General features: G+C 41.7%; 7 protein-coding genes. 4 read left to right on the top strand and 3 right to left on the bottom strand.

Annotated elements, in window-relative coordinates; translation table 11 throughout:
* The first annotated feature begins 83 nt into the window (after positions 1-83).
* Positions 84-2,558, top strand: a complete 2,475-nt coding sequence (locus tag H6541_04215) for a DUF4968 domain-containing protein (GenBank protein ID MCB9014977.1) — start codon at positions 84-86, stop codon at positions 2,556-2,558.
* 1 nt (position 2,559) lies between these two features.
* Positions 2,560-5,229, top strand: coding sequence for a glycogen debranching protein (locus H6541_04220; GenBank protein MCB9014978.1), 2,670 nt, complete (start codon positions 2,560-2,562; stop codon positions 5,227-5,229).
* 202 nt (positions 5,230-5,431) lie between these two features.
* Here the strand turns inward: H6541_04220 and H6541_04225 are convergent, their stop codons facing one another.
* From H6541_04225 to H6541_04235, 3 genes are all read right to left on the bottom strand, one after another.
* On the bottom strand, positions 5,432-6,100 hold the full coding sequence (locus tag H6541_04225; GenBank protein MCB9014979.1) for a hypothetical protein: 669 nt from the start codon (positions 6,098-6,100) through the stop codon (positions 5,432-5,434).
* Positions 6,101-6,112: 12 nt separating this feature from the next.
* A complete protein-coding gene (locus H6541_04230) occupies positions 6,113-10,165 on the bottom strand; it encodes a tetratricopeptide repeat protein (protein MCB9014980.1) in 4,053 nt (1,350 codons plus the stop codon).
* Positions 10,166-10,325: 160 nt separating this feature from the next.
* On the bottom strand, positions 10,326-12,011 hold the full coding sequence (locus tag H6541_04235; protein MCB9014981.1) for a hypothetical protein: 1,686 nt from the start codon (positions 12,009-12,011) through the stop codon (positions 10,326-10,328).
* Positions 12,012-13,129: 1,118 nt separating this feature from the next.
* Between H6541_04235 and H6541_04240 the strand changes: the two genes are divergently transcribed.
* Both H6541_04240 and H6541_04245 read left to right on the top strand, forming a co-directional pair.
* Positions 13,130-23,212 (top strand): choice-of-anchor J domain-containing protein, encoded by a 10,083-nt coding sequence (locus H6541_04240; protein ID MCB9014982.1) that lies wholly within the window; start codon positions 13,130-13,132, stop codon positions 23,210-23,212.
* A 178-nt stretch (positions 23,213-23,390) separates the two neighbouring features.
* A complete protein-coding gene (locus H6541_04245; GenBank protein MCB9014983.1) occupies positions 23,391-25,346 on the top strand; it encodes an ABC-F family ATP-binding cassette domain-containing protein in 1,956 nt (651 codons plus the stop codon).
* The last annotated feature ends 3 nt before the right edge of the window (positions 25,347-25,349 follow it).

The raw sequence follows: 25,349 nt of genomic DNA on the forward strand, positions 1-25,349 counted from the left end.
GACGATGTGTGCCGTATGATTAATTCCTCAAACGAAACTTAAAAATGAGACGTTTTATAAACTTACTGCTTTTGCAGTTATATATGGTTGCCGGAATTATGGCGCAATCACATGTCAATGACATTGATACCCCCGGAAATTGCCTGAAATACAGTGTTCATGGTAATCAGGTCGAATTTCACTGTGAGAACGATATTCTTGTCAGTTTGAAAATTTGCAATCAGTCTGTTATCAGGCTTTGGTATGATAAAGGGACTTTCTCAAGAAATAATCAGTCTTTTGCAGTTGAAACTGACGACCTGACTGATGTTGATACAGTGGTGGTTTCGGAGCTGCCGCAGAGCTATGAAATTTTTACCAGTGATTTGATCATCAGAGTTAATAAAAACCCTTTCCGTATCAGGTTTTACGATAAGTATCAGAAGCTGCTGTTAGATGATTTCAGCGACAGGGGATATGTAAAGGATTCAACAGGTCAGTGGGCCTTTAAAACCTTGCGAAACGATGAGCATTTCTTTGGCTTAGGCGAAAAATCAGGTAGTCTTGACCGAAGAGGAAAAGTTTTCCGCATGTGGAACAGCGACAAGCCTTGCTATGGCGTGAATGAAGACCCTTTGTATAAGAGCATTCCTTTTTTTATGAGTAATTATGGCTATGGAGTTTTCTTCGATAATACCTGCAAGTCGGAGTTCGATTTTGGAGCTCAATCCGATAAATATTTCTCATTTGGATCACCCGGTGGTGAAATGATATGGTACTTTATTTTTGGGCCGACCTATAAACAAATAATCAAGCAATATACCATGTTGACTGGAAAACCGATTTTGCCACCTGAATGGGCTCTGGGTTTTTCACAGTGCAGAGGATTGCTGACCAACGAAGAGTTAACACGCGATATTGCTGTTGGATTTCGCGAACGTCAGATTCCCTGCGATATCATCTATCAGGATATCGGATGGACTCAGCATCTGCAGGATTTTAACTGGCGAAAGGAGAATTATAAAGATCCCCAAAAAATGCTGAACGATTTGAGCGAACAAGGCTTTAAAGTCATCGTATCGCAGGATCCGGTGATTTCGCAAAATAACCTTCGCCAATGGAGTGAAGCTGATTCGCTTGGATTCTTCACAAAGGATATCCGTACAGGTAAATCATACGATATGCCCTGGCCCTGGGGCGGAAACTGCGGTGTGGTAGATTTTACAAATCCTGATGTAGCAAATTGGTGGGGTAGTTACCAACAAAGGGCTATTGATGATGGCGTGCGGGGTTTCTGGACAGACATGGGTGAACCTGCCTGGAGTAACGAAGAAAGTTCCGACCGCCTTTTTATGAAACATCATCTGGGAATGCATGCTGAAATTCATAATGTTTTTGGTCTAACCTGGGATAAGGTAGTCACAGAGCAGTTTGAGCAGCACAATCCCAATAAGCGGGTTTTTCAGATGACTCGTGCTGCTTTTGCAGGCATGCAACGCTATACGTTTGGCTGGTCGGGCGATTCGGGCGATGGAAATGATGTTCTCAACGGATGGGAAAAACTGGCCGGTCAGATTCCACTGGCGCTTTCAGCCGGTATGGGTCTTATTCCATTCTGGACAACTGATATTTCGGGTTATTGCGGTGACATAAAAGACCACGAAGCAATGGCTGAATTGTATATCCGCTGGATGCAGTTTGGTGTTTTTAACCCCCTGAGCAGGGCGCATCATGAAGGTAATAATGCTGCTGAGCCCTGGGTTTTTGGTCCGGATGCCGAACGAATATGCAGAGATGCCATAAATCTGAAATACAGGCTGCACCCTTACATTTATACCTATGCCAGAAATGCCTGGGATACCGGGTTGCCGCTGATGCGGGCTCTTTTACTTGAATATCCTGCTGATGCTGAAGTGCTTAAAGCCGATGGCGAGTTTCTTTTCGGAAAAGAGCTGCTGGTTGCACCGGTAGTGGAAAAAGAATCTTCGAGTAAACAAATTTATCTTCCACAAGGGGAGTGGATTGACTACAATAATGGAAAAACGGTTTATCAGGGCCGGCAATGGATTGCCTATGATACCCCGCTGAATGTAATACCGATTTTTGTACGAAAAGGTTCTGTTTTGCCTACCATGCCTTTGATGCAATATATTGGTGAAAAGAAAAATTACCCTGTGATTTTTGATGTTTTTCCCGCGTCCGCAGGACGTTCTGCTACGTTTGAACTTTATGAAGATGACGGTGAATCAAATGATTACAAGAGAGATATTTGCAGAATAACCAATGTCAAATGTGCTTCAGGCACTCTGTTATTTAACATAAGCATTGAACATGTTGACCAAAATGGGTTTAATCAGATTCAGGTCAGAAATAACGGCCTCAGGGTTCATCTTGAGGTTTGTCCGGCATCTGTCATGCTGAATGGTGAAAAAATAAAAAAAATAAATCCCCGGCAAGTGGAAGAAAATTGGTTTGAAATTTCATCCAAAGCCTGTTGGTATTGGGATGAATTAAACGGGACATGTGTTGTAAAATTTACTGAAAACAAGCTGAAAGATGAAATTACAATCAATAAGTAATATGATAAAGAAGGGTTTATTCGTTTTATGCTGCCTTTTGTCAATTAACGTATTTGCACAAAAACCTGAAATATACCAGGCACCCGGCTTTGCAATTTTTAACAACAGGGTTGAACAAGCCTCTTTCAAGGCCGTGGCATTGTCAGATACTTTTATGGTTTCAGATTATATAAGTCCGGCAAACAGAGGGTATAGTGCTGATGTTCAATTTAAGTTCAGTCTCAATAGCCGCGATAACGAGATGATTTCCGGCTCAGACCACCTGGTAACACTCCAGCCGGTTGATGGTTGCTGCACTACCGGGCCTCTGGTATTTGGTCAAAGGTTTGTTGATACTATTTATCCATCCGTTTCATTGCCTGAGAATACAAAATGGACCATAAAACTGGACATGCGGCGGGTGTTGGGGGACTTCGAAAAAGAGGGCTTTTATACTCTGTTCAACGGTCAGCGGTTTTATAAGGATGATTTTAAAGGGGTTTACATTGCGGGAGGTTCGGCTCCGCTTTCGTGGGATTTTGAAAATCTTTACACTGTTCCGGCTTACGAACTCAAAGACCCCGACGGAGATGGAATATTTGAAACTACCCTGCTTTTAAATCCTCACCTTGACGAAGCTGAGCTGAAAGAATGGAGACTAACTTCTGATGTCAGTGAGTTCCCTCGGTATAAATCAACCCAGGTGCTGGCAGATGCTTTGTATAATCTGTCACTTGAAGAGATGTTGAAGGATATTCGTACCGATGGTGCATTTATGGCCGGCAAAGAGTGGGACGGGGTGTGGACCCGCGATATTAGTTATTCAATACAACTGTCACTGGCCTTGCTTAAACCCGAAACAGCAAGGATAAGCCTGATGCGCAAAGTGAAAAATAAGCGCATTATTCAGGATACCGGATCAGGTGGCTCGTGGCCGGTTTCAACTGACCGTATGGTTTGGGCTGTGGCTGCCTGGGAAATATATAAGGTTACCGGCGACAGAAACTGGCTTGAAGAGAGTTTTGAAATCATTCAAAATTCATGGGAGGACGATCGGATAACTGCTTTTGATAAGGCGTCTGGTCTTTATTTTGGCGAGTCATCTTTTCTCGACTGGCGAGAGCAAACCTATCCTAAATGGATGGAACCTGTTCATATTTTTCAATCATTTAACCTCGGTACCAATGTCATTCATTATCAAACATGCTCAATTCTGGCTGAAATGGCCGATATTCTGGGAAAACCGGATTTGAAATATAAAGAAGCTGCCATTCAATTATCTGAAGCGATAAATAAAAATCTGTGGATGGCTGATAAAGGATATTATGCCCAATACATTTACGGAGGATTTTATAAAATGCAATCTCCCCGGAGCGAATCGCTTGGTGAGGCTCTTTGCATTTTATCCGGTATTGCCGAACCTGACAAAGCAATAGCAATGACTTCATCTGTACCTGTTACAAATTTTGGCATTCCATGTATTTATCCTCAAATTCCAATGATTAAGCCTTATCATAACGATGCAGTCTGGCCCTTTGTACAGGCATACTGGGCGCTTGCTTCAGCCAAAGCCGGAAACGAAGAGTCGTTGCTCCATAGTATTGCTGCAATTTATCGTCAGGCAGGTTTGTTTCTTACCAACAAAGAGAACTTTGTAGCAACCAATGGCGATTATAAGGGTACAGCCATCAATTCCGATCGCCAGTTATGGAGCGTAGCTGCCAATCTGGCTCTGGTTTATAAAGTATATTTTGGCATGGATTTTCAGCCGGATGGTCTTTATTTCAACCCGTTTATCCCCGAAAATCTGGCAGGTAAAAAAGAACTTAGCGGATTTTGCTATCGCAATGCTGTTCTGGATATTGTGATATCCGGCCACGGCCGTAAGGTTAAATCCTTTTGTCTGGATGGGGTGAAATCAGACAAGGCTTTTGTTCGTGCATCATTGTCAGGAAAACATATGATAGAAATTGTGCTCGGGCAAGCCGAAGTAATTACTCATCAGGTGAATCAGCTGGCTGTGAATTATTCATTGCCAGCTCCGGTATTCAAAGTGGAGGGAGATACCCTCGAAATTGAAGCTGTTGAAGGTGCCCAAAGCTATATTGTTTACAGAAATGGTAACACCTGGCTAAAAAATGCTGAAAAAAGGGTGATTCTTCCCCCAGGCGATTTTTACACTGAATACACTGTGGCTTGTATGGATTCAATCGGCAATTTATCCTTCGCTGCTAAACCGGTTTCAAGGGTTGCGGGCAGTCGTAAAATTTTAATTGAAGCTGAAAACTTTGCGATGTCATCTGAACTTCCGTACAAGGGCTTTTCGGGCAATGGATTTGTTGAACTTTCAAATCGCATCAATCAATTGTTTGACTTTGATGCTGAAATACCTGAGGCTGGCGAATATCTTATTTATTGCAGGTATTCAAATGGTTCAGGCCCGGTTAACACTGATAATAAATGTGCCATACGGACTTTGGCCATTGATGGTGAAAATGCCGGAACATTAGTTATGCCTCAGCGGGGCAAGGATGAATGGTCAAACTGGGGAGATAGCAATTTTATCAAACTTCAACTGTCAGGTGGTAAACACCGGTTTTCAATAGAACTTCTGATGCCCCAAAACCAGAATATGAATGGTGAAATAAATACGGCCATGTTGGATGCTGTTTCAATAATTCGGGTAAAATAGCCGTGGCTGACCGTTTCAGGATGAAATATGAGTTATGTTGTCAGGTTTCGCATAAAAAAATGCCGGTCGCTTTGAGTAAGCGACCGGCATTTTTTCTGATTTAATAAAATTAAAACAGTTTGAACAGGTGTACTTCAAAAAATCAAGTCAGGACAGTATGTGAAAATCCTCTGCCGTTGTTTTTAAAAGATTTGCGCTTTGTTTATTTGATCAATTTGAAACCTTCGGGGGCTTTGTCAGATTTTTTGCCATGATAAGCATAGATATATAAGGTTGCAATATGATCGCTTTCTGAGTTAAAAATATGGTACATGTCAACAGGATGCGGCAGATTAGGCGCAATAACAGAGCCTTTTCTGCTGTAACTGATTAATTCGCCGGTTATCAGGCGAAGTTTACTAAAATAATCATCTATCATATCAATACCATTAACCGGAATTGGGTTGGTTTCGGTAAAGCCAAACTTCCCTTCGGGATTTTCAACTTCATCATCAGCTGAAGCATTTTGGCCCATACCCATGCTGGCCTGAATCTGCTTTGCCAGAAAATCAGTTTCTTCTGAAACTTCTTCGAGATTAAACAGAATAATATTCAGAATCCGGGAGGCTTCATCTGATGTAACCTGTCCGTTAAAATGGATTCCGATTCTCGATTCGAGCATTTCGCGGTTGCGGTTGGGGAGAATTTTATATTCAGCGTGGATGATGTTGTACACTTTTCGGCAATAATCAACGTTAAACCTATCCTTCACCATCTGGCAGATTTTTTCAACCTTTTCCTTGTCTGCCTGAGTAACCTGAGGCATCAGTTTTTCAAGGTTGGAGAAAGTATGTTCAAGTAGTGTAAAATCGTTGTCGTTTATGTTTTCCATGACTGTTTCTGTTTAATTTTGACTAATCATTTCATTTCTCATGTTCACCAGCCATTCAGTCATCTGGTGGTTGGTTCCGTTAAGTTTTTCAGAAAGAGGGATGCTTTCCACAATTAATTGCAGGGCATCTTCAAACTGCTCGGTATCCAGAAACCAGGCTATTACCGCAGTGTTTAGATCCAGTGTATTTGAATTGGGGAAATCTTCATCCCTTTGGTTGACTTTTTTTGCCATTCTCAGGTAGTCAAATGCTTTCTTATGATCTTTCAGGTTCATCAGAATTTCTCCTCCGCTTTTGTAAAAGAAGAATGTGCGGGGGTCAAGTTCGCTGTTCCACATGGTCAGGTGAGATAGTCCGTCGTGCACCGTTTTCAGCGCATTTTCATAGTCTTCGGTTTGTTCCAGAATGGTGGCTTTGTAGTTGAATGCTCTTGTAAAAGGCTCTGCATAGTCGGCGTTCATCCTGTTTGACAACATTATAGCTTTATCCAAAAGGCTCAGGGCTGCGGTGTAGTTTTCCTGTTTATAGTACGCTACAGCTTCCTCTATCAGCTTGTTGGTTTCACCATGCAATTCTATAAACTTTTGTTCTTCTGCATTGTATTTGTCAATCCGTTCTCTTAATGCATTGAAGTAGCCAAGCATTTCGCGATACATTTTGGTAATGTATTCTTTGGGAAAATTCATTAGTTTTTCATGAAAATCGGCCATTTCAGCTAGTATTCCGAAGGATTCTGACCGCATTCCATATTTGTAGAGGTTAAAAGCTTCAAGAATTTTAAACTCTAAAATGGCAGGATGACTGGCATCGTTAAGGGTTGTTGCAATTCCTGAAAGTTCACGGCAGTAAAAGGCTGCTTTTTCAAATTCCATCAAGCGGTGATAAATTCCGGCCAGGTTATCCAAAACTTCAAATATTGCCGGATGATTTCCATCCAGATGTTTATGAATGAGCTGATAGACTTCCAGGTAGTTTTCTTCGGCAGCGTCGGTATCGTTTTTTTCTTTGCTGTTTGCAGCAAGATTCATCTTCCAGTCAATCAGGGTGTATATGTCCTCTTTGTCAAATTTGTTGGCTTCCATTCTGAGTGAAGCCAGTTTAAAGGCGCTGTATCTGACCCATGGATGTCCATTTCCGTAAAATGATTGCTGGATACGGTTCAGGAATTCATACATCTCAATGGCTTCAGCAGTTTTTCCTTCACTGGCAAGCAATCCGGCCAATCCGGCTGCACTGTTGATTGTTTGCTCATGCACCTCTCCGTACTGGTTAATGTTGCGTTGCAGCACTTCGCGGTAAAGTCGTTCAGCTTCTTCTGCTTCGCCACCTTTCTGATAAATATCTGCAATATTTGAGAGGGTTATCAGGGTGTCGTTGTGCGATTCACCTAACAGCTGTTTTTGTCCTTCAAATGTTAGGCTCAATACTTCAAGTGCATCGTTCAGCCGGCCCATAAGTGAGAGGCACACGCCTTTGCTGTTCATTGTTTTTAAGGTAAGCCGGTGCATATCTCCATATAGCCTATGCCTGATTTTTAAAACAGATTCAAAAACTTCAAGGGCTTCATCCAACCGTTGATGATTCATCAGTAAAATACCTGTGTTGGAGCGTATTTGCTGATAAAGTGAATGTTCAGGGCCTAAAAGTTCATTGATGATTTCTCCGGCAATCGTATAGTTTTGCTCTGCAAGTTCAACTTGCTTGCCAATGTCATAAAGCCGTCCGAGATTATTGTACTGAATGGCTACCCGCAGACTTTTATGTCCAAACCTGTCGGTCAGAAATTCAATGGTATCTTTCAGCAGGATTTCAGCTATCTGATGATTACCGCTGTGCCTGTACTGTTGCGAAAGCAAGTCAAGAATATCTGCGATATTTTCATCGTACTGGTAGGGGAGGAGGTGTTCCAAGATATATGCTGATGCTTCAAAACTGCCCAACTGACTGTAGATGATGGCCAATTCCTTGAGGGCTTCAAACAAATAAGCACTTTTAATGCGCGTTTCGTTAAAAAGTTCAAGTACACGTTGAAGCAGCGGTATCGCTTCTGAGGGTGTGTCATGTGCCGCAATCAGGTGTCCGGCAATGAAACAGGCCTCTGTTTTTTGCTCAGCCGATGCCGGGCTGTTGATGTATGCTTCAACTGATTCGTTGAAAATTTCAGATAATTTATAATGAGGTTTTAGTATGCTCAGATATCCGGGCAATTCTTCATTTTGTTTCCTGAAAAGCTCAAGCAGTGAGGGCAAGTGGCCAATAACTTTTCTTAACATGGCTGTATCACCCGATTTAACTGCCAGTGCGGGCAACTCTTCCATGATTCGCGGTAGTTCTTCGTCATTGTTACTGACGGTGAGCCGGTTAAATTTGTCGAAAAAATAAGAGACTACCGGTTGCAAATAAAAGTTAAGCTCAGTTTTGCCGGGAAAGTAGCGGGATTCAATGGCTTCTTTCAGTTGAGGATTGACAAAACTCAATTTGCCGTTTTTATTAATCAGATGAAAATCAAGCACGTTGTAAATTTGCGACCATCTGAGTTTTGAAATTCTTAATATGGAAATAAGTTCTGATTCAGTTAATCCATTTTTGGCCAAAGCGATGGATGTGAGTATGTGTTTCAGTTTATATTCCTCTGAATGGTAATCATTTTCAAGCCTCTGCAGATAAGTGGAAAAGAAATCGCTCGTGGTTTCATTGCTGATATATGTTGAAATATGAGCTTCCAACTCTTCGTGAATGCCGAAAATGCGGAGTTCATGCAATAAGGTGAATAAAATCAGTGGTTTGCCTGCTAAAGCGAAGCCGGTGATTTTTTGAAGCAGCTTTTCGGGAAGTTGTTTTGAATAATGGCTCAGATAGTTGATGACCATGGTTCGGATGGCTTGCGATGAAGCTGGCTTCAACATAACTATCGGATAGCCTTTTCTGGTCAGTATCTCTCTGTGTGATTCAGATGAAGTTGTAATCATAAGCCTGACATTTGACGGAATGCTGTCAGGTATCCATTGTAAACGTTGGTTGTTGTTATCAGAAATGAGCTGGTCAACCCCGTCAATGGCAATAAGAACCGTTTTTTCTTTGGGTACAGCATTGAAAAAAGCACTGATTAAATCGCGCGGGCTTTCAACCTTTGCCGGAATCTGATACGGAATTTCAAACCGGCTTTTTAATTCCTGAGCTATAAACGCAGCCATTTTTTCAGGATTTGTGCTTGGTATGCTTACCCCGCAGGCATAAAAAACAGTATCAGTATTATCTATTGATCCGGCTGCAAAATTTGACAGCAACGCCGATTTACCTAAGCCTTTGGCCGCAAATATGGCAACACCGGTTTTTTCAGAAAGCAGTGTTTGTAATTCCTCAATTTTATGGTCGTAGTCTACAAAAAAACCGGTATGACTCGCCATAAATCCAAGATGATTCAGTTTTTCCCTTTCGTGCTCATCAGGGATTTCTTCTTCCGGAAAATCGATGGAAATCTGATGCCATAAATCCTCAAGAATATAATTTCCAAGAGTTTCAATGTCAGCATAGTTTCTGAACGGATATGTTCCGTCCTGTTTTATTTTTTCTTTCAGTGCGCTGAGCTTTCTTGCAGAAGTTTCATCCTGTTGAATGTCATCAGCCCCTTCTTTGAAATAAAAGAATGCATTCCCATCCATATGGCGGTTGCGTAAAACACCATACTGTATCTCCATTTCGGTAATGCTAAGTCCCTGTTCTATGTCTTCTTTGGCCCATGGGTATTGCTCCAGAACCAGCTTTTGTTTTTGATATTCTTCCACAGAAGGGACCCAACCATATCGGTTCCCCAAAATCCCGATAAAATAAGGACGGCTTTTGTCAATTTCATTCAGGCAGATTTCAATGACGCGCCCTTCTTTCGACACCTCTTCGGGAATTCCCCACCTTAAATCTACTTCCGTAAGTTCAACAAACCTGGCTTTGCATCTGCGCCTGAGCTCCGGAAAAATAATTTTCATCAAATGCTCCCTTTCATCCATCATATCGCTGAATGTGGATGAAATGAAAATGCGGACATTGCGTTGCTTGTAATTCGTCATGGCTGATTAATATGTTTAATTCCTGTGTTTTGTTGTTGAAAAGAAATGTCAGAACGAAGTGTTCAAAAATTCTGATGTTGACCTTGCAGGGTGTGTTTATTCCGTTTATTTAACACACCTGGTTCAAGCATCAGTAGTTACAAACCGACGGAGCCAACTATTATGGAGTAGTCTTTTTAACAATTTTATATCCTGTCTGATGTAACAGGTGCGGCATGTTGAGGATGGCATTCCTGTCATACTGTTTTATAGGTTCTGATAAGTCTTCGTAAGGAACCAGATCGGTGTGTATTTTATGTGCATCGTCGCGTTTTTCACCCAATTTCCAACCGTTACAGTATAAATAAGCACACCATCTGTTATGTTCGGCTTTGCTTAATGCTTCGAGCCTTTCATCATGTTGAAGTTCATATGCATTTCCGGCATTATCAAGAGGCACAGCAATACATCCCAGCGAACGTAGCTTAATCCACATATGGTCGGCTTGCTGCCGGTTACGGTTGCGTATTTCATCCGGTAAAATATCCCACGGACGGTGCGTGGGAATATCGGGGTTGATTTGTTGCAAATTCAGCAGATAGTCTCCATGAATGGTTTGTGCAAGTTTATCAATCGATTCATCTATCAGATTTGAGAAAACGCTTGCCTCGTCAGCAAGATTGATAAAACATGTGTTTTCATCCCTTATAAGAGAAGCTGCTGTTTGGTCGGTATCTGAAATGAATATCCTGGGAATTTTCTGAATTGCACGGTTTCTGCGTAATACTGAAAAAGCAAATAAAATCTTGCTGTCTTTTTCTTCTGTAATGTAAACGGCCGCAGCATTTCCTGAAAACTCATTTATTTCGTTTGCTTTCAGTGTATCAATATCAAGCGTGAATGTAAGTTGGTATTTTACTGCAAAATCATCAAACCCGTCCTGATTATCAGCAAACAGATATACTTTCAGTTTTTGGTGATTGATGTAATGGCTGTTCAGTGCCAGATTCATCAATAGCCTTTCGGTTATTTTATTATAGCCAATGATACAAATGCTTTTTTGGGCTTCTGCCACAGATATAACCGGGCTGTAAATATCCGGCGCATGTAAATGCATAATTCTGCGGATGGCAGTGTCCTTGTAATTTAAATAGCGGAATTTTAAGTATTTGTGATTTGATAATTCACTTTTAACCTGTTCGGTAATGCCAAGTTCGTAGCCATATTCGGCCCATTCCGGATTGTTAAAAACCAGAATGACGTCAATGGGTTTTACCAGTTCTTCTGCTTCAATGTTAAGGGCCAGTTCGCGGGCAACCATAAGAGACCGGGTATCACTTTCACATGAAACAATAAAGTAACGTGAAGCATAAAACCCTATTTTTTTCAATGCCTGACGATTCAGCTGCTCTACATTCATATGGAGCATTCTGTATGAATCATCATCATCTTCATTTTCATCAGATAATCCGGCATTAACCAGTACATACCTTTTAGCGGAAACCTGAGGGTCTTTGGCCAATCTCAGGTTGTTGACCGAATCACCATATATTATAATGTGTTCTTTATAGGATTTTATTCGGTTTAATCTGATTTTATCGGAAAAAAGGTTCAGCATTCCCTGAATCACGGCTGTAGCCAGCGAAGCCGGAGCCAAAAACCGGGCAATGTTAAGCGGAAGATTGATAGGCTTAAAATCAAGGTTCGATTCCAGCAAAAAAAGCTGAATAACAGCATATGCCAAATCGGAAAAGTCAAAGGCAATTCCATTGATGGTATAATACAACACATAACCAGTGGTAGCCAGTATGGCTGATATGGCCATCAGATACCATGAAATGTGTTTTCTGAAATGAGAAAAAGTCATAAAGGGGAATTTTGATTATTTAAAGACTGTAATGCATACAACCAATGGAATATAAAATTCAGCCATAACGTTAAAATGGTTGCATAATGTGTATATTATTTGTTGATGGTCATTCTATCATTATAAATGATATACAGGCATATAACCTGTACATGAATGACAATGAAACAGGGCTGTTTATGCATTTCATTATTAAGCAAGGCTTATTTTGATGGCAGTAATGATACATCAGTTTCAAGTTTACCAAATTTATAAGAATATTTTTAAAGATGATTCAAAATTATATTTTTATTTACACAAAATCTGGTATGTGATTCAGGCGGTTCATTAAATGCCTTTAAATCAGTTGAATCTAATCATTTTAATTGACTTCTGAGTAACTGTATTGATTATGTACATCCCTTAATTAAAATTATTGGCATTGAATTAAGTTTATCACGAATAATTAAATGTTGCTATGAAGTAATCCAACAGCGTTTGTTTCAGGTCATTAAAATAATTACCTCGCTTAAATAAGCTACACATGTATTGTTTTGCCTAAATTTGTTGAATGAATGATATTATTTTGTACTTTCGCCTGTCAGTTGTGTTAAAAAGTTTTTTTAACACTTTTTTACTGTAATTTATAATACCACTCTTGTTCTGAAAGAAATAAAATCTGAAAGTTAAATTTGAGATTTGATCAATTCAGAATAGGGGTAATGGCTTGTATGATTGTCTTTAGAGTATGTTTTTGAATTTTTTTACTATTAAAAAACACTTTTATGACGGCACTCCTTCCTTCAAAAACATTGTTAAATAGCGGCGACAAGGCCATTATTAAAACGTTGATGTTTATCCGAACGTTTATTTTATAAAAAAATAACCATTATTTCAGTTTCTACTGTTCCCTGTTTATTACTTACTACTCCCTACTACAGTTCCTCTTCCGATTGAGATTGATGCTCCCGAACAGCTAAAATACTATTTTTTAACTGTCTAAAGAAAAGAAAGGAGGTCATTGGCAAACCACGAAAGCACAGTTTAGTACTGCTTTAGCAGTGTGATGTTCCGTTTAGTAAATGAAAATTTTCTTTACAAGCGGACTAGTCCCTTAATACAAACTAAATCAATTAATTATGTTTAAGAAACCTACTTATTTACGATGGCTTGCCAGCTTATTGTTGGTAGCTCTTTGGGGTTCTGGTTATACTCAAGCACAGGAACCGGGCAGAAACCCAAATGACAAAGCTGCGTTAACCCAAGAAATGAACGCTGTTGTTTTTGATAGCGATAGATTTTCTCAGGATAATCCTTCGCGGGAGGCAACAGCAACCTGTCCGACTACTCTTGCCGAAGGATTTGAAAGTACCACTTTCCCTCCTGCTGGTTGGAAAATCATCAATGGTGGTGGCGCAGGCACATGGGTTAGAAGTACTGCAAGTCCCAAAAGCGGACTTGCTTCGGCCTATATTTTGTTTAATTCAACAGCTCATAACGACTGGTTGATAACTCCAGCCCTTAAACCTGTAGCTGGTAATACAACCTTCTCTTTTTGGTCTAAAAATGGATCTTCTTCATATACTGAAAGGTTCAATGTAAAATTGTCGACTACAGGAAACAATGAAGCGAATTTCACTGTTACTTTAGCTTCTAATGTTGGACCTGGTACAACCTATACACAGTATTCTTACGATTTATCTGCATATGTAGGACAAACTGTTTATGTTGCTGTTCAGGCAATTTCAACTAATCAATTGTCTCTTTATTTAGACGATTTTATTGGTCCAAATCTTTATTCTTTCTATAATGGAGCTACTGCTCTCAGCTTTGGTCCAACATATGATCTGGGCACTTATACGAAGAATTATGAAATTACCAACTGTGGCACATCAACCTTGAATGTTTCTCAGGGAAGCATTTCACCTGAGTTATCAATTGCGGGGTTGCCGCTAAGTCTTGCTGCTGGCGCATCTGCAAATATTCAGGTAACTTTTAACCCTGCCATTGCTGGTGCATATGCCGGTTCATTTGTATTAAATACAAACGATCCTATGAATTCATCTGTTACGGTGAATGTTTCATCTGTCGTTACAGCGGCGGTTGTGACTGAATCCTTTTTCCAGGATTTCAATGCGGTAGCGGATTTTTCATTACCAACTAACTGGTTAGGGAATTTTAGTGTTAGAGGTACTGGTGGATTAGTCAATTCAAAGCGACTGTCAAGAAACCTCTATGGAACTACAACTTCCAAGACTGGCCAATTTTCAACTCCTTTTGTGAACCTAACATTAAACTCAAAATTGAGTTTCAACTACAGAGCAGTTGAATTTTCTTCCTACCCTTCTACTGCAACTCCTGCTAATGAGATAGGCTTTACAGTATACATGAGTCTGGATTATGGAACTACATTTATCCCGATATATGTATTTGACCCGCTAACCCACATAGAATCACTTCAATATGTTTTAAAAGAAGTTGATCTAAGTGCATATGCAGGCGAAACAGCAATGTTTTTATTCAGTGCTGAGGTCTTTCTTGGTGGAGATTTCTATCTAGATTTTGATGATATCAGCATGATCTCTGCCGTACCTGGTCTTGAGTTCCTTACACCAAATCTTTCCATGGGCTATCGCCCGATTGGAGCCTGGATGGAACCTGCCAGATATGAACTGATAAACAATCCCGGTGAAGGCGATTTAAGTATCGTTGCTGCCGATATTGACAACAGTTACAATGGCTTTGTTGATGTTGTTGCTCCTGCACTTCCTTATACCATTGCTTCAGGCGCAACCACCACAGCCTTTGGTTTAACAGCCTCAGAAGCTGCAGTTGCTCCCGGTGCATTTAATGGCACTTTTGCTGTTATTTATGGCGGTAACCGTGCAGCTTTAACAGCTACCTATGATGGAACAGCTTATGATCCTCCTATGGCTGATGTTGTAGAAACTGCTATTGATTTCGGCACTGTAGCTGCAACACCTGCTCCTGTTGAAGTACTTCAGGATGTAGATCATTCTCGTGAATTATTTGGTCATTATAAAAATTACATTCTCCCGAATGATGTAGGTAATGGTCCACTCGAAAATGACTATGTCTATAAAATTACATTTGCAACAGATCAACTTTTTTCAATTACAACTCCTGTTGCTTCTCCAAACATTGCCATTTATAATGAAGACTTTGATGGAGAACCTGGCCCAATGGCTCATAATGCCATATTCCAACACTATGGTAGTTTTGTTGATTTCCCAATCTTTGCTGGTACATATTACTTTGTAGTTAGTGATGTAGTTGATTGGGTTAATTTTAATTATAGTGTTGCTGATATGCCGGTTCCGGATGCTGTTACTTATGTTTCACCCGCCGATGGCGCTGTGAACATTAATAACAACATGACGTTGAACTGGATATTTGGTGATTATACTGATCAATATGAGTTGGTATTGGGTACTACCTATCCTCCATCAACCATTGTGGTTCCGTTTACATCTGACCTCGCTACTTCATATGTGCTGACAGGTTTACAGCCCAATATGCAGTATTTCTGGCAGGTAAATGTGAAAAATACCCAGGGTACTACCTATGGTGATATCTGGGGTTTCACCACTACCATTGATGTACCAACCGGATTGACTGTTACCGTTGTAGATCCTGCTCCTACTGTTCCAACATTAAGTGCAGTCATCAACTGGACAGGTCCTTCTGACCGTGCATTTATTGGTTATAATGTTTACCGTAACGGAGTTAAATTAAATGCTACTCCGCTTACCGAGTCAACTTATACCGATGTTAACCTGGCCAGAAATACAACCTATTCCTACCAGGTAAGCAATGTGTTTGATGAAGGCGAATCAGCTAAAACAGCTGCCGTTTCCGTTACAACCAAAGGTGTAGGAACATTCAATGGCTTTGTTTACGATTTTCTCACCAATGACCCGATTGAAGGGGCAAGAGTAGATATTTCAGGGCCAGAAGGAAACTATAGTGTTTTAACTGCTGCCAATGGTGCATACAGTACTCAAGCCTATAGAGGTACCTATAGTATCACTGCAAGTGCTACCGACTACACCCCACAATCCCTTCCAGGTGTACTTTTAGCCCATGGTGCTACTGTTTCCAACGATTTTTATCTGATGGAAGTACCTTATCCACTGGGTGAAGTTGTAGCCTTTGAATTGAACGACAATTCAGTTCAGGTAAGCTGGTCAGGTGTTACTCCGCTCGACCTGGTTATGATTACCCAAAATCCGGGCGCACCTGTTAACGGTTACTTCCAGTCTTTTGGTAATGGCTATGGCGTTGTTTATGATCTTTCAGATTATCCCGATGCCACCATTAACAGCATGAATTTCCATCATGCCTCCTGGGGTTTAACAGGTACATGGGCATATAAAATCCATGTTTATAACTGGGATACCAAAACACTTATCGGAACTTACGGTCCTTATAATACCACGGTTAACGATAACTGGGAATCAGGTGTAAATCTTGGAAATATATCTGCTGGTGGTGCTGAAATGGTTGCCATTATTATGGAGCCACTCGGAAATGATCCTTTGGATGCATATCCTGATTTATCATCGGATGATGCCATCAACCCACAAGGTTCAATATATGGTGCTTTGAGTAATCCGGCCGGTATGATTCCATCTGGTATTGGAAACTTCCTGATGGAACTCTACATCTACACTGCACAAGGCACAGTTGCATCTGCTCCACGTGTTGTTGATTTTGGAGAAGCTGTGAACGCTCCTAATCGCATGAATACCACCAATGAGGTTTCAAAGTCGGTGATTGAGCAAAGTGCACTTTCCGTCACAAAAGGTGAAGCATCACTTACCCACCGTACTGTTGCCGGCCCATCATTTGCTGAAGGAACTCGCGGCATCTTAAGCTATGATGTATGGCGCGAAAAAGTTTACCAGCCAGGTACACTTGAGTTAATTGGAAACACTGTTCAGCAGGACTTTGTTGATTTTGACTGGGGTATCCAGGATTGGGGCGTTTATCGCTGGGCTGTTACTGTAAACTATGATTTAGGTCAGGTTTCAGCTCCCACTTTCTCCAATACACTTGACAAGGATATGTACACCACGGTTGATGTAGCTGTTACATTAAACTCAGGTGACAGTCCTGCAGGTACACAGGTAACCTTTACCAATACATCCGAGCCTGCTCTTGAACTCGTTTATGATGAAACCCTTGGCGGTTCAGGTCAGTTTACCTGGGATATGTTCCGCAGAGGTGTTTATGATATCGAAGTATTCAAAGCCGGTTACACTTCAGTAAGCCTTTCTGGTGTTGAAATCTTTGACGAAGCCAGCTTTGAATGGCTGCTCGATGAAATTTTGGCTCCACCAACAGGTCTTTATGTAACTCCAACAGGTCTTGCCAGGTGGATGGGTGGCTCTTCACTGCCATTTACTCCATTTATGGAAACTTTTGATGCAGGCGAAATCCCTGCAGGTTGGGTAGTTGAAACCGGTGAAGGTGCTAATGCAAGTGGTGCAAATTGGGCCATTGCCCAGCCAACTACTGCACGGCCTTTCACCAACACACCATATATGAAGGTTGATTCAGATGCCGGACCAAGTACAGGCCTGACACATTCATTGCTGTATACACCAGTTATTGATGCCAGCAATGCTGCAACTCTCTATCTTGAATTTGACCAATACTATAACTATTTTTCCAATGAATATGCTGACGTTGAGGTATATGACGGAACTGACTGGGTGGTAGTATTGCATCAGGTTGCAGATATCGGATCATGGACTGTTCCGAATCATCAGGTCATTGATGTTTCAGCATATGCCAACGCTGCTTTCCAGGTTCGTTTTAATTATTACGCACCAGGGTGGAAATGGTACTGGTCAATTGACAATGTTGCACTCAATGAAGTGGTAACACGAGGCGCAGATCGCTCATTTGTGAACTACAAAGTATTCCACGATGGCGTTTTGGTTGCTGAAGTTGAAGATTCACAATATCAATATGGAACCAATGGCGAAGCCCTTGTGGATGGCGAAACTTACCTTGCTGAAGTAGCTACTGTTTACAGTACTGGTCAGAGCGCAAGAGCTGCTTACACATGGACTTATATTGCCTGTGATAATTATGCTGTTCCTGGTAGCTTCACCGCTGCTCAGGTTGAAGGAACCCTTGATGTAGCTATCAACTGGACTATTCCAACAATCCCTGTTGGAGAAGACCAGATTGACTTTGCCCGCATTACCCGCGATGGTGAGGTTATTGCTGAAGTTGCTACTGCAGGTTATCTTGATGAAGATCTTGCATTGGGTACTTATGAATATTGCATCACCTTCGTTTATGAAAGTGGCGCTGAAACATGTCCTGCTACACTGTGTGAAACTGTTGATGTTACAGGTGGTGCATTCGTTAACGGTAACGTTAAAGAAGCTGCATATCTTGGCGGAAACAACATCGCCGGCGCTTCAGTTGTACTTACCAATGATGATGACAATAGCATTGTTTTCAGTTTCGTAACTGACGCATCAGGTAACTATTCAGGTGAAGTACTTGCAGGTACCTATAACTATGAAGTAACAGCTGAAGGTTACATTACCGCTACCCTTGAGGGTGTTAGTGTACCAACCACTGCTACTGTAACCCGTAATTTCGAACTGATGGAATTCCCGGCACCGGTTGAACTGGTTGTTGCCACCGAATTAAGCGATGCCGCTGTTCAGGTAACCTGGAGAACCCCCGGAACCATTCTGTTTGAACCTACTACTGAAAACTTCAATAATGGTATGCCAGCTGACTGGACAATCGTTAGCGGAGGAACTACAGCCGACACTTGGGAACTCGTAACAAGTTATGGTGGAAGCACCCTTGATGGTACTCCATTTATGATTGTTGATTCTGATGGTGCCGGTATTGGTTCAATCCTCGACGAAATGCTCTACTCACCGGTAATTAATACCTTGGGTGCAGAAGAACTGTATCTTGAATTTGATCAGTATTATCGTCACCTTGGAACTGGCTCATACGGAAATGTTGATGTATTCGACGGAACCGACTGGGTTAATGTTCTTAGCCAGACAGCTACTGCCGGCGCCTGGTCAGCACCAAATATGCAGTCAATTGATGTTACAGCTTATGCCAATCCTCAATTCCAGGTTCGTTTCCATTATTTTGACAATGGAGCATGGGCATGGTACTGGGCACTTGACAATGTAACTCTTACCGATCAGACTTCAACAAGAGCTCTTGCACTTGCACCACAATCAACACTTGCCGGTTATAACGTTTACCGTACAACCTGTGCAGAAGGTGGTGATTTGCAATTCCTTGGATACACACTTGATACTACCTTCAACGACAATACATGGGTTAGCGCCGAAGCCGGTGTTTACAGATGGGCTGTTGAAGCTGTATACGCTCAGAATGAATCAGAATTGCGCTTCTCTAACTGTCTTGATAAAGACATGATTACTCAGGTAAGCGTTGCTGTTTCTACCAATAGTCTTGATAGTCCTGAAGGAACTGACGTAATGTTTACCAATACATCAGAACCTGATTTGGCACTGGTTTACAGTACTGAACTCGACGCATCAGGCGTATATACATGGGAAGAATTCCGCAAAGGAACCTATGACATTTATGTTGAGAAAAACGGATTTGCTCCGATTTCAATCACTGGTTATGTAATTGATGGTCCTGAAGCATTTGTATGGGTTCTTGAAGAACTTCTGCTGCCTGTTTCTGATCTGCACGTTTCACCAACTGGTTTTGCAACATGGCGTCCGGGTGGAGTTATTCCATTTGAACCTTATGCATTCGATTTCGAAGCTGATGCTCAGGGATGGGATATCCAGGGTAATGTAAACGGCTGGCAGTGGGGTAATAACACCTCCTTGTCATCAAGTTTCATGAACTTCAATGGTAATGATACACACTTCCTTGCAGTAAATGCTGACGCTGCCGGTTCAGGTGGTGCTTCTATCGTTGCAATGGCTACTTCTCCTGTAATGAATCTTGAAAATGCTGATGAGGTATTTGTAAGTTTCGACTACAAACTGCGTTCAGATGCATTAAGCGTTCATTATAGCATTGATGGTGGTGCTCCTGTATTGTTGGAAGACCTTGCTGAATATTATTCAGCCGGATGGACCAACCATGTAATTGCACTTCCTGAAGAAGCTCTTGTTAACAATGTACAACTGATATTCTTATATGAAGAATCAGGAACATGGAGTTATGGTGGTGCTTTCGACAACGTTTCTGTTAGCGACGTTGCTCCTGAAAACGCTCGTAGTCTCGTAAATTACAAAGTATGGCTTGATGGTGTATTCGCAACAGATACAGAAAACACCTACTGGCAGTACGATCCTGCAAATCTTGTTCCTGGTCAGGAATACTTCTCAGAAGTTGCTGCGGTTTATACCAATGGCATCTCTGCTAAGATGAACTACACCTGGACATACTTCCCATGCGATAGCTTCCCCGGACCTGCAGATGTAACAGCCGAGGTTGAAAACGTAAATGATGTAGTTATCAGCTGGGGTGGCAACACTCCTCCTCCTCCGGGTGGTGAATTCTTCGAAGATTTCGAAGCTGGCACACTCCCAACAGGTTGGGTTGTTTATGATGTTGATGGCGACGGATTTAAATGGGATAATTCAGCTCTTGAATTTGATGTATTTGACGCACACTCAGGCGCATATTGCATGACAAGTGCAAGTTACCGCAATGATGTTGGTGCTCTTACACCAAATAACTGGCTTGTAACTCCTGCTATTGCTGTAACTGCTGGTTCACAGCTAAGCTTCTGGGTTGATGCTCAGGATCCTGCATGGTCAGCTGAACAGTATTATGTAAAAGTTTCAACAACTGGTAATGCCGTTGCTGACTTTACTACTACTTTACATTCAGCAGTTTCTCCGGCCGACTGGGCTGAGGTTGTACTTGATCTTTCAGCTTATGCTGGCGAGACCGTATACATCGCATTCCAGCACGCTAATGTAACTGACCAGTTCTTCATTAAGATTGATGATGTAAAAGTAACCAACACTGCAAGCAGGGCTGCTCATACAAGTCCGCTGGCAGCAGGATTAAGCCGCGCAATTCCATTCAAAACTCAGGGTCTGAGCCAGAGTGAAATTGACGCCAGAATTAATCATACTGGTGCTTATGCTATCGTTAATGTTTCTGAAAACACTTTTGTTGCCAACAACGTAGTAAACGTTGCCGGCGATAGCAAACCGCTTTCTTCAAACCGTGCACTGCTTTATGACAATGGACCACTGGTTAACAGCCCTGGTACCGGTGTTGGTGGAGCAGATGAAAGCATCCTGCAGAACGTTACTTTGGGTATGACAACCCTTGGTGCTGGTATTCAGTTTGCTTCCGGAAACCATATGGCTGATGACTTTGTTGTTGATGCCAACTGGACTATTGATCAATTTACATTCTACGGTTATCAGACCGGTTCCACAACTACAAGCACCATGACTGGTGGTTACCTGCAGATTTACAATGGTAATCCTTCAACTGGTGGTACTGTAGTTTGGGGCGATATGACAACCAACAGAATGAGCTCAACTACATTCTCCAATATCTATCGTTTATCAGAAGGTACTCCGGGCACAAACCGTCCAATTATGGAAATCGTTTGTGAAACTCCTGGTCTTACACTTACACCTGGTACTTATTGGGTAGAATACACGCTGGATGGTTCATTAACTTCAGGTCCATGGGCTCCTCCTATCACAATTACAGGAGAAACCACAACCGGTAATGCACTCCAGTACTTACCGGCTAGTGGATGGCAGCCATTCCAGGATGGTGGTACACTTACTCCTCAGGGACTTCCATTCCTGATTGCAGGTACTGCTAATAATGGTGGTGGCGGAAGCACAACTTTCGATCCGGGAGAATATCTTGGCGCAAATGTTTACCGTGACGGTGTTCTGATTGCTGAAATGGTACAGGGTGAAACCTATACTGACGAGGCTGTTGATCCTGGTTACTATGACTATTGCGTTACCTTCGTTTATACTGATGGCGCTGAATCATGTCTCTCCAGCTGCGTTCTTGACGTACTGGTTACCGAAGACTGCGAAGCTCCACAGAACCTTACCGCTACATTGGTTGAGGAAAACAACGAAGTAACTCTTGTATGGAACGAAAATATCGCTCAGGAATTCAGGTATGATGATGGTGTTGCAACCGGTCAGCTTGGATTTACTGGTGGTACTACCAGCAGTGTATTAGGCGCTAAACACAATACCAGTGCCGAAATTACCGAAGTGAGCTGGTATCTGACAAGTGAAGGTGGTCCTCACAGTACTGTTCAGATTTACATCTTTGGACTTGATGGTTCAGGTTTACCAAATGGTAGCAATGTACTCTATACTGCTTCTGTTTCTAATACCGATGATACATGGAATACTTACACTTTACCTGCTCCGGTAGCAGCTACAGGTGGTTTCTTCCTTGGCGTTGGTTATAACGGCTTTGCCGCTCTGGGAACTGATGATGGTGCTGGTGCTCCATGGGTATTCCAGAATAACACTCACTACTTTGTATCTGATTACAGTGCAGGTGGATGGGCTACATGGGAGTCTGTAGGATTTGCTGTTAACGGTATGATCAGAGCTATCGGTGTTGCCGGTGCAACTGCATCCTATGCTGTTAATAACGAAGCTCCGGTTGTTGTCAATGACAAGAGCCAGATGTCAATGGTATATACCAGACTTGCTCAACCTGCTACAACCGGTGAACCTCAGTGGACACAGGATGCACGCAGTGCCGACAGAGCTTTCATGGGATATAACATCTACAAAGACGGTCAGCTTCTTGAAGCTCTATGGCCAGAAACTACCTATGTTTATCTTGAGCCAAATGCTGGCAACACTTGCTACACAGTAACTGCAGAGTATGAATTCTGTGGCGAAACCGAGCCTTCAAACGAAGCATGTGTTGATATCATTACTGATGTAGAAAATACCGATCTGTCGAAGATTAGTATGTATCCTAACCCATCTAATAGTGTAGTTAACATCGAACTCACCAATGACGTTAGCCAGGTAGTTGTTTACAACTATGTTGGTCAGGTTGTTTATGAGCTGAATGTTGTCAAAACTAAGAGGATAGAATTGAATGTACGCAACTACGAAAGTGGCGCTTACCTGGTTAAATTTGTAACCAACGCAGGCGATAGTTTCACTAAGAAAATGGTTGTTACCAAATAATCGTTAAATCGATGTAATTGAAAAGGGCCTCTATGCAGAGGCCCTTTTTTTGTTACTTCAGAATGAGATTTCTCAGAGAAATTTATCGGCGACTGTTGCAGCCCGTGAAATCAGCATGGAATTCTTTGTCAGAAAAATGATAACTTTGCAGCAATTAATTATTACTCAGACAATCCATATGCTTTCGGTTAATAATCTCTCAGTCTTTTTTACTGGTAAATACCTTTTTGATGATGTTACATTTCTGATAACGGAAAGGGATAGGGTAGGACTGGTTGGTAAAAACGGGGCGGGCAAAACTACGCTGCTCCGGATTATTACAGGAGAACAGCAACCTGAAACAGGAAGTATTTCCAAGCCTTCTGATCTTTTAATCGGATATTTACCTCAGGAGATGGTTACAACCGGCAAGGGAACAGTGTTTGAAGAAACACTGAAAGCTTTTGATCGTGCACTGCAACTGAAGGCCGAAAGTGAACGAATCAGCATTGCCCTTACAGAACGCGATGATTTTCATTCGCCTGAATACATGAAGCTGATTGAGAAGCTGAACGATTGCAATGAGCAGTTTGAAATGCTTGGTGGAAACGAAATGGAGGGTGAGGCTGAAAAAGTACTGACAGGCCTTGGCTTTTTGTCTTCAGACTTTAACCGAAAGATTGCAGAATTCAGCGGTGGCTGGCGTATGCGTGTTGAACTGGCTAAATTGTTGCTCAGAAAGCCTGGTTTGCTGCTTCTCGACGAACCTACCAACCATCTGGATATTGAGTCTATACAATGGCTTGAAGAATATTTGCAGTCATTCAGAGGTGCTGTTGTGCTCGTTTCGCACGACAGGGCTTTTCTTGACAATGTGACTAAAAGAACCATTGAAATCTCACTGGGTAAGATTTTTGATTTCAAAACATCGTATTCAGGATATGTTGAACAGCGCAGTGAATTGCGCGAACAGCAAATGGCAGCTTTCAATAATCAGCAAAAGCAACTGGCAGATATTGAGCGTTTTATTGAGCGTTTCAGATATAAATCAACCAAGTCGCGGCAAGTTCAGTCAAAGGTAAAATTGCTCGAAAAAATTGACAGGGTTGAGGTGGAGGATATTGATAAGTCATCCATTCATTTTAAATTTCCACCGGCTCCTCCTTCAGGAAAAATTGTGCTTGAAGCTAATAATCTGGCCAAATATTACGGCAGCCATAAGGTTTTCAGTGATGTTGATTTTGCCATTGAACGAAATGATTTTGTGGCTTTTGTTGGTAAAAATGGTGAAGGTAAGACCACACTGGCTAAAATTATAGTAGAAAATCTGGAGCATACCGGAGAATGTAAAATTGGTTATAATGTAAAGCTGGGCTATTATGCGCAAAATCAAGCCGATATGCTGGATCCGGAACGAACGGTTTTTCAGACAATCGACGATGTAGCGGTGGGCGATATTCGGCCTAAGGTCAGAGGGATTTTGGGTAGTTTTTTATTTGCAGGTGAGGATATTGAAAAAAAGGTGAAAGTGCTTTCAGGTGGGGAAAAATCAAGATTGGCCCTTGCCAAACTCTTGCTTTCGCCAGTCAATTTACTTGTGCTGGATGAGCCCACCAATCATTTGGATATGACTTCAAAAGATATCCTGAAAAATGCCCTGCTGATGTTTGATGGTACACTTGTAGTGGTATCGCACGACAGGGATTTTTTGCAGGGTTTAACCAATAAAGTGTTTGAATTCCGCGATGGAAAAGTAAAACAACACATCGGCGATATTTATGAATTTCTTGAGAAAAGGCGTATTTCGCATCTGGATGATCTCAGCCTCAGGAGAGCTGAAAGTGCAATGGCTGATAACAGCGGAGCGGTTTCACAAAACAAGTTGAATTATGAGAAGCGCAAGCTTGTTGAAAAGGAGATACGACGGGTTGCCAGTAAAATTGAAAAATCAGAGGATGAAATCAACCGCATAGAATCTGAAATTGCCGGTATTGATGCCATGCTTGCAAATCCTGAAGCGCATGCCACCCGCATTGCTGATGGCTCAATTTACAATCTTTACGAGCAACTAAAACAGCAGTTGCAGCAGGAAATGGATGCATGGGAACTTTTGCATCTGGAAATGGAAGAAATTAAAGAGCAGGCCAATAACTAACAG

The sequence above is a fragment of the Lentimicrobiaceae bacterium genome (assembly GCA_020636745.1).
Taxonomy (GTDB): Bacteria; Bacteroidota; Bacteroidia; order Bacteroidales; family Lentimicrobiaceae; genus Lentimicrobium.

What these genes read in the sequence shown, in the direction of transcription:
- H6541_04215 (MCB9014977.1), top strand. Translation starts at nt 84, where the DNA reads ATGGTTGCCGGAATTATGGCGCAATCACATGTCAATGACATTGATACC.
- H6541_04240 (MCB9014982.1), top strand. Translation starts at nt 13,130, where the DNA reads ATGTTTAAGAAACCTACTTATTTACGATGGCTTGCCAGCTTATTGTTG.
- H6541_04245 (MCB9014983.1), top strand. Translation starts at nt 23,391, where the DNA reads ATGCTTTCGGTTAATAATCTCTCAGTCTTTTTTACTGGTAAATACCTT.
- H6541_04225 (MCB9014979.1), bottom strand. Translation starts at nt 6,100, where the DNA reads ATGGAAAACATAAACGACAACGATTTTACACTACTTGAACATACTTTC.
- H6541_04220 (MCB9014978.1), top strand. Translation starts at nt 2,560, where the DNA reads ATGATAAAGAAGGGTTTATTCGTTTTATGCTGCCTTTTGTCAATTAAC.
- H6541_04235 (MCB9014981.1), bottom strand. Translation starts at nt 12,011, where the DNA reads ATGACTTTTTCTCATTTCAGAAAACACATTTCATGGTATCTGATGGCC.
- H6541_04230 (MCB9014980.1), bottom strand. Translation starts at nt 10,165, where the DNA reads ATGACGAATTACAAGCAACGCAATGTCCGCATTTTCATTTCATCCACA.